The 9,147-nt window shown below is 64.2% G+C and carries 10 protein-coding genes; 3 read left to right on the forward strand and 7 right to left on the reverse strand.

Annotation, left to right across the window (positions count from 1 at the left end; genetic code table 11):
* The 4 genes from mrdA to RKP46_RS17135 form a co-directional block, all read right to left on the reverse strand.
* On the reverse strand, positions 1 to 1,451 hold a 1,451-nt coding region (mrdA, locus tag RKP46_RS17120), incomplete at its 3' end, for a penicillin-binding protein 2 (RefSeq protein ID WP_311107744.1).
* Positions 1,452 to 1,537: 86 nt separating this feature from the next.
* Positions 1,538 to 2,059 (reverse strand): rod shape-determining protein MreD, encoded by a 522-nt coding sequence (mreD, locus tag RKP46_RS17125; RefSeq protein ID WP_311107745.1) that lies wholly within the window; start codon positions 2,057 to 2,059, stop codon positions 1,538 to 1,540.
* A gap of 5 nt (positions 2,060 to 2,064) precedes the next feature.
* Positions 2,065 to 2,997, reverse strand: a complete 933-nt coding sequence (gene mreC / locus RKP46_RS17130; protein WP_311107746.1) for a rod shape-determining protein MreC — start codon at positions 2,995 to 2,997, stop codon at positions 2,065 to 2,067.
* A gap of 48 nt (positions 2,998 to 3,045) precedes the next feature.
* A complete protein-coding gene (locus RKP46_RS17135; protein ID WP_300330746.1) occupies positions 3,046 to 4,089 on the reverse strand; it encodes a rod shape-determining protein in 1,044 nt (347 codons plus the stop codon).
* A 100-nt stretch (positions 4,090 to 4,189) separates the two neighbouring features.
* On the opposite strand from RKP46_RS17135, the gene gatC reads away from it, so the two are divergent.
* From gatC to gatB, 3 genes are all read left to right on the forward strand, one after another.
* Positions 4,190 to 4,486, forward strand: a complete 297-nt coding sequence (gatC, locus tag RKP46_RS17140) for an Asp-tRNA(Asn)/Glu-tRNA(Gln) amidotransferase subunit GatC (protein ID WP_311107747.1) — start codon at positions 4,190 to 4,192, stop codon at positions 4,484 to 4,486.
* Complete coding sequence (gatA, locus tag RKP46_RS17145; protein WP_311107748.1) at positions 4,483 to 5,952, forward strand: Asp-tRNA(Asn)/Glu-tRNA(Gln) amidotransferase subunit GatA; 1,470 nt, start codon at positions 4,483 to 4,485, stop codon at positions 5,950 to 5,952. The genes gatC and gatA overlap by 4 nt, the downstream gene beginning before the upstream one ends.
* A 97-nt stretch (positions 5,953 to 6,049) precedes the next feature.
* Positions 6,050 to 7,504, forward strand: coding sequence for an Asp-tRNA(Asn)/Glu-tRNA(Gln) amidotransferase subunit GatB (gene gatB, locus RKP46_RS17150; protein ID WP_311107749.1), 1,455 nt, complete (start codon positions 6,050 to 6,052; stop codon positions 7,502 to 7,504).
* 35 nt (positions 7,505 to 7,539) lie between these two features.
* Here gatB and tatC read toward each other — a convergent pair whose 3' ends face one another.
* From tatC to tatA, 3 genes are all read right to left on the reverse strand, one after another.
* The gene (tatC, locus tag RKP46_RS17155) at positions 7,540 to 8,376 is read right to left on the reverse strand and encodes a twin-arginine translocase subunit TatC (RefSeq protein ID WP_311107750.1); all 837 of its coding nucleotides are present in this window, start codon (positions 8,374 to 8,376) and stop codon (positions 7,540 to 7,542) included.
* 7 nt (positions 8,377 to 8,383) lie between these two features.
* Positions 8,384 to 8,788 carry a Sec-independent protein translocase protein TatB gene (gene tatB / locus RKP46_RS17160; RefSeq protein ID WP_311107751.1) on the reverse strand — a complete coding sequence of 135 codons (405 nt, stop codon included), beginning with the start codon at positions 8,786 to 8,788 and terminating at the stop codon, positions 8,384 to 8,386.
* Between the two features lie 98 nt (positions 8,789 to 8,886).
* On the reverse strand, positions 8,887 to 9,132 hold the full coding sequence (gene tatA / locus RKP46_RS17165; protein WP_311107753.1) for a Sec-independent protein translocase subunit TatA: 246 nt from the start codon (positions 9,130 to 9,132) through the stop codon (positions 8,887 to 8,889).
* Positions 9,133 to 9,147 lie beyond the last annotated feature (15 nt).

A 9,147-nucleotide genomic window follows, 5' to 3' on the forward strand; every position in this document is an offset into this window, starting at 1 on the left:
GGGCGAAACATGATTCCGTTGTTCGCCACCACGGCCGTCGCCAGCGCCAGTTGAATCGGCGTGTAGGCGTTGTAGCCCTGGCCGATGCCGATTGAAATCGTTTCTCCGGCAAACCACTTCTGCTGCTCCGGCCGCTTGAAGCGGCGCTTCTTCCACTCCGGTGACGGCAGAACGCCTGCCGACTCGCCCTCGAGGTCGACCCCGGTCTCCTGACCAAAGCCGAGCGTCGCCATGAAGCGCGCGATGCTGTCGATACCCATGTCGTTGGCCAAGATATAGTAGTAGGTGTCGCAGGAATGGACGATCGATTTGTGCATGTCGACGCTGCCATGCCCACCCTTCTTGTCGTCGCGAAACTGGTGTCCGCCGAAGTTGAAGTAGCCGGGATCGGAGATTGCCTGCCCCGGCGTCCGCTTGCCGGTCTCCAGCGCGGCCAGCGCCATGAACGGTTTGAACGTCGAACCCGGCGGATAGGCACCGTTCAGCGCCCGGTTGAGCATCGGCTTGTCGGGCGAGTTGTTGAGCGCATCCCAGTCGTCGCTGCGTATCCCGTCGACGAAGAGGTTGGGATCGAAGGTCGGTGTCGACACGAGCGCCAGGATGCCGCCGGTCGACGGCTCGATCGCGACCAGGGCGCCGCGCCGGTCGCCGAAGACCTTTTCGGCGATTTCCTGCAGCTTGACATCGAGCGTCAGCGTCAGATTGTTGCCCTGCACCGGCGGTGTGCGCGCCAGACTGCGGATGGCCCGGCCGCCGGCATCGATTTCCACCTGCTCGTAGCCCGCTTCGCCGTGCAGGTCGAACTCGTAGCTCTGTTCGATGCCGGTTTTGCCGATGTGTTCGCTGCCCTTGTAATTCGCCGTCTGGCCGTTGTCGTCGATCATTTCGAGATCGCGCTTGTTGATCCGGCTGATGTAGCCGATGGCATGCGAGGCAATCGGACCCAGCGGGTAGTGACGGAACAGGCGCGCCTTGACCTCGACGCCCGGGAAGAGATAGCGATTCGCGGCGAAGCGGGCCACCTCTTCCTCGCTCAGGCGAGTGCGTATCGGCAGACTCTCGAAGGTCTTGCTCTCCTCGAGCAACTTGCGGAAGCGCTTGCGATCCTTCGGCTGCACTTCGATCACTCGCCCCAAGCCTTCGATCGTTGCCTCGAGATCCTCCACCTTGGACGGTGTGATCTCGAGCGTATAGGCCGAATAGTTGCGCGCCAGAACGGTCCCCCGGCGATCGACGATGACGCCGCGGCTGGGGACGATCGGCACCAGCGAAATGCGATTGTCCTCGGCGCGTGTGGTGTAGTACTCGTGCTGCACGACCTGCAGGTGGAAGAAGCGGGCAAGGAGTAGCGCGAATGCCGCGACCACCGCAACGCCCGCCAGCGCGACGCGAAAGCGGAAGCGTTCGAGTTCGCGCTCGGGTGCATTCAGCGAGGTCTGAGTGAGCGCCACGGCAACTCCCTCAAGCGGCGCGTCGACGCCGCCTGGCGGGCACGTCAGACGATCGGGCGGCTGCTGCCGAGTGCATCAGCCGGCTTTCAGAGCGGTCGGTTGGCATCGTGGTCCACCGGCTGATGTTGCGGCAGGAGGAGAAGGTAAGTCAGAAAAGGCCAGAGCAGCGTGGCCAGAGACGGGCCGACGAGATAGGCGATTCCCGGCGAATCGGCGCCCGCCAGCGTGCGCACCGCCAACTGCACGAGCTGCACGAGCAGGAGCAGGGGGAAGACGTGCAGCGCCTGCTGACCGAGCGGGAACCACAGGATGCGGCGAGACAGCGCGGAACCGCCGTAAACCGCAAGCACATACGCCAAGGCGTGCTGACCGAGCAGGCTGGCGTCAGCGACGTCCATTGCCAGGCCCGAGAGGAACGCCAGCCCCATGCCGACGCGCCGCGGCTCGCGCACGCTCCAGAAGACTAGCGTCAACACCAGCCAATCGGGCATCGCCGGCCAGGCTGCCGTCGGCAGCAGGTTCAAGAGCAGGGCGACGAGCAGCGTCAGGCCGATGAACGGCGGCCACACGGGCAACAGAATGCGGGAAGACGAGTAGCTGGTCTGCATCGTGCTCAATCCTTGCGCAAGCGCCTCTTCTTGCCCGCTGCCGACTTGCCGGGCGAGCGGCCATCGCGCCCGGTTGCCTCACTCGTCAGTTGCTCGGGCAGGGCGACCGGCGGGCGCGGATCGAGGACCATGACTTCACTGAAGTTCTCGACGGCGGCCAGCGGCAGGCAATAGATGCGGGCAAACGAGTAGGCCGTATCGCGTTCGATGTGTACCACCTTGGCGACCGGAAAACCGGGCAGGAAGACGCCGTCCAGTCCCGAGGTGACGAGCAGATCGCCATTCTGCACGTCGGCGTTCGCCGGCAGGAAGCGCAGATCGAGTTGGCCGTTGCCGAGTCCGAAGACGACCGAACGCTGGCCGGTGCGTACGATCTGCACCGGCACCGCCTGTTCCTTGTCGGTGATCAGCGTGATCTCGGAAACGAACGGGAAAACGCGCGTCACCTGGCCGACGATTCCGGCGTCGTCGATCACCGGCTGTCCGGCAATGACTTTGTCCTGCTGCCCCTTGTCGATGACGATGCGGCGTGAAAAGGGATCGCGCGCGGCGTACAGAATCTGCGCTGCCTGGCCGCTCGCCTGCTGCCGCTCCTTGACGCCGAGCAGCTTGCGCAGGCGTTCGTTCTCGACTTCGAGTTGCTGGGTGCGCAGCAAGGTGGCAACGTTGTCGAGTCGAGCGCGTTTCAGACGGGCGTTTTCGTCGCGCAAGCGCTCGACATTGACGAAATACGCGCCGAAACCGTCGAGCGACTGTATCGGCATGTGGGCCAGGTTCTGCAGCGGCAGCGAAAACATCGACAACGCCTGACGCAGCATTTCCAGCGCCTGGAAGCGCGCATCAAGTACCAGCAGGGCCACCGACAACGCGACGTAGAACGACAGCAGCGCGACGGGTGCCGGACCGCGTTTGAAGAACGGTGGCGGCTGATGATCCATCCCTGTGCTCGGTGGGCAGGTGACGTACGGCGGCTAAACCGCCAGGCCTCAGTCGGAAGCGAAGATGCTGCCGAGGTTGTCCATCTTCTCGAGCGCCAGACCGCAGCCGCGCGCGACGCAGGTCAGGGGTTCCTCGGCAACGATCACCGGCAGACCGGTTTCCTCCATCAGCAAACGGTCGAGGTCGCGCAGCAGGGCGCCACCGCCAGTCAATACCATACCCTTGTCGGCGATGTCTGCACCGAGTTCCGGCGGGGTCTTTTCGAGCGCCGACTTGACCGCCGACACGACACTGTTCAAGGGTTCGGTAAGCGCTTCCAGGATTTCGTTCGACGAGATGGTGAACTTGCGCGGAATCCCCTCGGCCTTGTTGATCCCGGAGACCTCCATTTCGCGCACTTCCGCGCCGGGAAATGCCGATCCTATCCGCTTCTTGATGTTCTCGGCGGTGTTCTCGCCGATCAGCATGCCGTAGTTGCGGCTGATGTAATTCATGATCGCTTCGTCGAGCTTGTCGCCGCCGACGCGTACCGAACCGGCATAGACCATTCCACCGAGCGAAATCACGCCGACTTCGGTGGTCCCGCCACCAATGTCGACGACCATCGAGCCCGTCGCCTCGGCCACCGGCAGGCCGGCGCCGATCGCTGCTGCCATCGGCTCCTCGATCAGAAAGACCTGGCTGGCGCCGGCGCCGATTGCCGATTCGCGGATCGCTCGCCGCTCGACCTGCGTCGAGCCCGAGGGTACGCAGATGATGATCCTCGGCGACGGTGAAAGCAGGCGCGAATCGTGCACCTTCTTGATGAACTGCTTGAGCATCTGCTCGGTGACCGTGAAGTCGGCAATCACCCCATCCTTCATCGGCCGAATGACGGTAATCGCACCGGGCGCCTTGCCCAGCATTTCCTTGGCCGACTTGCCGACCGCCTGGATCGTCTTCTTCGAACTCGGCCCGCCCTCGGTACGGATGGCAACTACCGACGGTTCGTCGAGAACGATACCCTTCGAGCGGACGTAAATCAGGGTATTGGCCGTGCCAAGATCGATTGCGAGATCGTTCGAGAAGTAACTGCGCAGAAAACTGAACATGCTGGCAAAATCCGTGATGGCCCGCAGGGGCTTCGATGGGAAAAACTTTTATGATACCTTAGAAGACCTCGGCGTTTAACCCTTTAGTGATTTCCGTCCCATGTCGCTCACCCTAGAACAGGTCCGGCGCGTTGCACACCTGGCCCGCATCGAAATCAGCGACGCCGAAGCAGAGAGTACGCTCGGCCATCTGAACGATATTTTCGCCCTGATCGAAGAGATGCAGGCGGTCGACACGCAGGGCATCGAGCCGATGGCCCATGCGCAGGACCTCGCTCAGCGCTTGCGCGCGGACCAGGTCGTCGTCGCCGATCAGATGGCCCGGCGCAACGCTTTCCAGGCGATCGCCCCGGAGACCGAGGCCGGCCTCTATCTTGTCCCGAAGGTCATCGAATGATCGAGCGCAGCCTGCATGAGATGGCTCAGGCGCTTGCCCACAAGGAAATTTCGAGCGTCGAACTGACCGGTCTCTACCTCGAGCGCATCGCCCGCCACAACCCGCTGCTCAACGCCTTCATCACCGTCGACGCCGAGCGCAGCCTGGCGCAGGCGCGGCAAGCCGACGAGCGGCTGGCGCGCGGCGCGCAAAGTGCGCTGACCGGGATTCCGATCGCGCACAAGGACATTTTCTGCGCCCGCGACTGGCGGACGACCTGCGGCTCGAAGATGCTCGGCAACTTCGTCAGCCCCTACGACGCCTCGGTGATCGAGCGCTTCCAGGCAGCCGGCGCCGTCCTCCTTGGCAAGACGAACATGGACGAGTTCGCCATGGGTTCGTCGAACGAAACGTCGTTCTACGGCCCGGTGAGAAATCCCTGGGACTCGACCTGCGTGCCTGGCGGATCGTCCGGCGGTTCAGCCGCGGCGGTTGCCGCGCGGCTGTCGCCGGCAGCTACCGGCACCGACACCGGCGGCTCGATTCGCCAGCCGGCGGCGTTGTGCGGCTTGAGCGGAATGAAACCGACCTACGGCGTCATTTCGCGCTACGGCATGATCGCTTTCGCCTCGTCGCTCGACCAGGCCGGCCCCTTGGCGCGCTCGGCGGCAGATTGCGCGCTGCTGCTCAACACGATGGCCGGCTTCGACGAACGCGATTCGACCAGCCTCGATCGCCCGCCCGAGGACTACACGCGCGAGCTGGCCAGCGGCGGCGGTACGCAGCCCTTGCGTGGCATCCGCATCGGCCTGCCGGAAGAGTTTTTCGCCGGCGGCTGCGATCAGGAGGTCATGCAACTCGTCGAGCAGGCGATTGCCGAGTACCGCCAGCTCGGCGCGGAAACGGTCGCGCTCAGCCTGCCCAACATGCGTCTGTCGGTTGCCGCGTACTATGTCATCGCGCCGGCCGAAGCCAGTTCGAATCTGGCGCGCTTCGACGGCGTGCGCTACGGCTACCGCGCGCCGGAATACGATGATCTGAACGAGATGTACAGCCGGACGCGCGCCCAAGGCTTTGGTGCCGAGGTCAAGCGGCGAATCCTGATCGGCACTTACGTGCTTTCGCATGGCTATTACGACGCCTATTATCGGCAAGCGCAAAGGATCCGCCGGCTGATCGCGCAGGACTTCGCTGCGGCCTTCCGCCAGTGCGACGTGATCGTCGGACCGACCAGCCCGAGCACGGCCTTCAAGCTGGGCGAGAAAGCGGCCGATCCGGTGCAGATGTACCTGTCCGACATCTACACGATCGCCGTCAACCTGGCCGGCCTGCCCGGCCTGTCGATTCCCTGTGGCTTCGCGCGTGGCCTGCCGGCCGGGCTGCAGTTGATCGGCAACTATTTCAGCGAGGCGAGGCTGCTCAACGTGGCGCACCGCTACCAGCAGGTCACGCACTGGCATCAGGCGCGCCCGGACGCCTTCGCCTGATGCGCCCGGCAGCGACCCGCCATCGCCAGTCGACGAGGCGGCGGCTGGCGCCCTGCCGCAGCGGCGCGGCCACCCTAGTCGAGGAGAAACAGGACCTGTGAGCAAAGCGTGGGAAATCGTCATCGGCATTGAGACGCACGTGCAGTTGTCGACGCAAGCCAAGATCTTTTCGGGAAGCTCGACGACCTTCGGCGCCGAGCCCAACCTGCAGGCGGATGCGGTCGATATCGCGCTGCCCGGTGTCCTGCCGGTACTCAACAAAGGCGCAGTCGAATGCGCCATCCGTTTCGGGCTGGCTGTCGGTGGCGAGATCGCTGCGCGCTCGGTCTTCGCGCGCAAGAACTATTTCTATCCCGACCTGCCGAAAGGCTACCAGATCAGCCAGTACGAGCTACCGGTCGTCAGTGGCGGCAGGCTGGTCATTCAGTGCGGCGATCAGGAAAAGGGAATCCGGCTGACGCGCGCGCACCTTGAAGAGGATGCCGGCAAGTCGCTGCACGAGCAAAGCGGCCATTCTTTCGTCGGCAGGTCGGGAATCGACCTCAATCGCGCCGGAACCCCGCTGCTCGAGATCGTCAGCGAACCCGATCTATCTTCGTCGGCAGAAGCGGTCGCCTATGCGCGCGCGCTGCATGCGCTGGTCCGCTGGATCGGCATCTGCGACGGCAACATGCAGGAGGGTTCTTTCCGCTGCGACGCCAATGTCTCGGTGCGGCCGCTCGGCGAGGCGCAGCTAGGCACCCGGCGCGAGATCAAGAACTTGAATTCGTTCCGCTTTCTGCAGCAGGCGATCGATTACGAGGTGCAGTGGCAGATCGGCACGCTCGAGGACGGCGGCCGTATCGAGCAGGCCACGGTACTCTTCGACCCGGCGAGCGGCGAAACGCGCAGCATGCGCTCGAAGGAGGATGCGCACGACTATCGCTATTTTCCCGACCCGGACCTGCTGCCACTGGTGATCGACGCCGCCTGGATCGGCGAAGTTGCTGCCCGCCTGCCGATGTTGCCGGCAGCCCGGCGCGAACGCTTGATCGCCGACTACGGACTGTCGAGCTACGATGCGCGAGTCCTGTCGGCGTCGCTCGAGTTGGCCAACTACTACGAAGCGGCGGTCGCCGAAGCCGGCCGGCCGAACGCCAAGACCTGCGCCAACTGGGTGATGGGCGAGCTGGCCGCACGGCTCAACAAGGAAGATCGCGAGATCGGCGACTGTCCCTTGCTTCCCGAACAGCTCGGCGGTCTGATTGCCCGCATCGGCGACGAAACCCTGTCGACGAACATTGCCCGCCAGGTTTTCGACGCCTTGTGGAGCGGCGACGCGCACTCGGCCGATGAGCTCATCGAGCGCCGGGGTTTGCGCCAGATCAGCGACAGCGGTGCGCTCGAACAACTGATCGACGAACTGCTCGCGGCGAATCCGACGATGGTGGCCGAGTTCCGCGCCGGCAAGGAAAAGGCCCTGCACGCGCTGGTCGGGCAGGCGATGAAGGCAAGCCGCGGCAAAGCCAACCCGCAGCGGGTCAAGGAACTGCTACGCGCGAAGCTCGACTGAGCGCGGTGCCCCGGCGGCTGGCGTCAGCCGAACGATCAGGCGTCCGGTTTCCGCTTGTCGTCGGGCGGATGCAGCTCACTCAGCGCCTTTTGCATCTCCTCGCCCGATAGCGGCTGCCAGTCGCCGTCGGCCGCCTCTGCCGGCTGCGTGCGTGCGGCCTGACGCCTGACGAAACGGGCCAGAAAAAGACCCAACTCGAAAAGCAGGCAAAGCGGGATGGCCATCATCAGTTGCGAAATCACGTCGGGCGGCGTGAACACGGCGGCCACGATGAACGCTCCGACGATCACGTACGGACGCCACTCCTTGAGTTTGCCCAGCTCGACGATGCCGACATGGACGAGAACCACGACGATCACCGGTACCTCGAAAGTCACGCCGAAGGCCATGAAAGTCGTCAGGACGAAAGACAGGTATTTCTCGATGTCGGTCATCCACGCGACATGTTCGGGAACGACCGTCGCCATGAAGCCGAAGAAGGTCGGAAAGACGAGAAAGTAGGCGAAGGCCATGCCGACGAAAAAGAGCAGCACGCTGGCTCCGACGAGCGGCAGGGCGAGGCGCTTTTCGTGCGCATAAAGTCCGGGCGCGACGAAAGCCCAGATCTGGAAAAGGACGTAGGGCAGGGTGATCAGGAAGGCGACCATCAGGGCCACTTTCATCGGCACCAGGAAGACGCCGACCACATCGGTGGCGATCAGTTGGCCGCCCTGCGGCAGCGTTGCCAGTAGCGGTTGGGCGAGCAGCGCGTAGAGCTCCTTGGCCCATGGAAACAGGCAAAGAAAGGTGATGCCGATGGCAATCAGCGAGCGGATCAGGCGGTCGCGCAGTTCGACGAGGTGTGAGAGGAAAGAGTCTTCCGCCGGGTCCATGGCCTGCTCAGCCTTCCTGCGCCGGCTTGTCGGTCGCTGCCGGCCGGCTTGCCGGCAGCGCGCTCTGGCCGAGGGCGGGCGGCGCGCTGGAGCCTGGGTTGCCGGTCGCTGCTGCCTCGCCGGTCGGACGATCGGCGGCCACGCTTTCGACGCTCTGCCGCACGGCGAGCATTTCCTGCTGCACGCTGTGCTCGACGCTGCGCGCCGAATCCTGGATTTCGGCCTGCAGCTTTTTCAACTCTTCGAGTTGTATTTCGCGGTTGATGTCGGCCTTGACGTCGCTGACGTAGCGCTGCAGGCGACCGAGCAGATGCCCCGCTGTGCGCGCCACCTTGGGCAGCCGCTCGGGACCGATCACCACGAGGGCAACGATGGCGATGACGAGCATCTCGGAAAAACCGATATCGAACATGCGCAGCAGTCAGTTCATCTGGTTGCGGACATGGCCACGGCTACCGGGTGGGTCGCCGGCAGCCGCCGGCGACATCCGTGCAGCATTCGGGCTGCGGCCTAGGTTTTCGTTCGCTCGCGAATTTCGCCCTCGATCGTCTGTCCGCTGCCGACCTGTGCCGGGGGCACCGCCGGTGGCGGCGATTCGGCCGGCTTGTCGTCGGCCACGGCATCACGCATGCCGTCCTTGAAGCCCTTCACCGCGCCGCCCAGATCGGACCCCAGATTGCGCAGTTTCTTGGTGCCGAAAACCAGCAGAATGATGATCAGGACGATCAACCAGTGCCAGATGCTGAACGAGCCCATGTCAGGCCTCCGTGA

This window comes from Accumulibacter sp. (assembly GCF_031732815.1).
Lineage (GTDB): Bacteria > Pseudomonadota > Gammaproteobacteria > Burkholderiales > Rhodocyclaceae > Accumulibacter.

Bases quoted from the DNA above. Each gene is read 5' to 3' on its own strand.
- tatB (WP_311107751.1), bottom strand. From the start codon at position 8,788: ATGTTCGATATCGGTTTTTCCGAGATGCTCGTCATCGCCATCGTTGCC.
- tatC (WP_311107750.1), bottom strand. From the start codon at position 8,376: ATGGACCCGGCGGAAGACTCTTTCCTCTCACACCTCGTCGAACTGCGC.
- gatA (WP_311107748.1), top strand. From the start codon at position 4,483: ATGATCGAGCGCAGCCTGCATGAGATGGCTCAGGCGCTTGCCCACAAG.
- mreC (WP_311107746.1), bottom strand. From the start codon at position 2,997: ATGGATCATCAGCCGCCACCGTTCTTCAAACGCGGTCCGGCACCCGTC.
- RKP46_RS17135 (WP_300330746.1), bottom strand. From the start codon at position 4,089: ATGTTCAGTTTTCTGCGCAGTTACTTCTCGAACGATCTCGCAATCGAT.
- tatA (WP_311107753.1), bottom strand. From the start codon at position 9,132: ATGGGCTCGTTCAGCATCTGGCACTGGTTGATCGTCCTGATCATCATT.
- gatC (WP_311107747.1), top strand. From the start codon at position 4,190: ATGTCGCTCACCCTAGAACAGGTCCGGCGCGTTGCACACCTGGCCCGC.
- mreD (WP_311107745.1), bottom strand. From the start codon at position 2,059: ATGCAGACCAGCTACTCGTCTTCCCGCATTCTGTTGCCCGTGTGGCCG.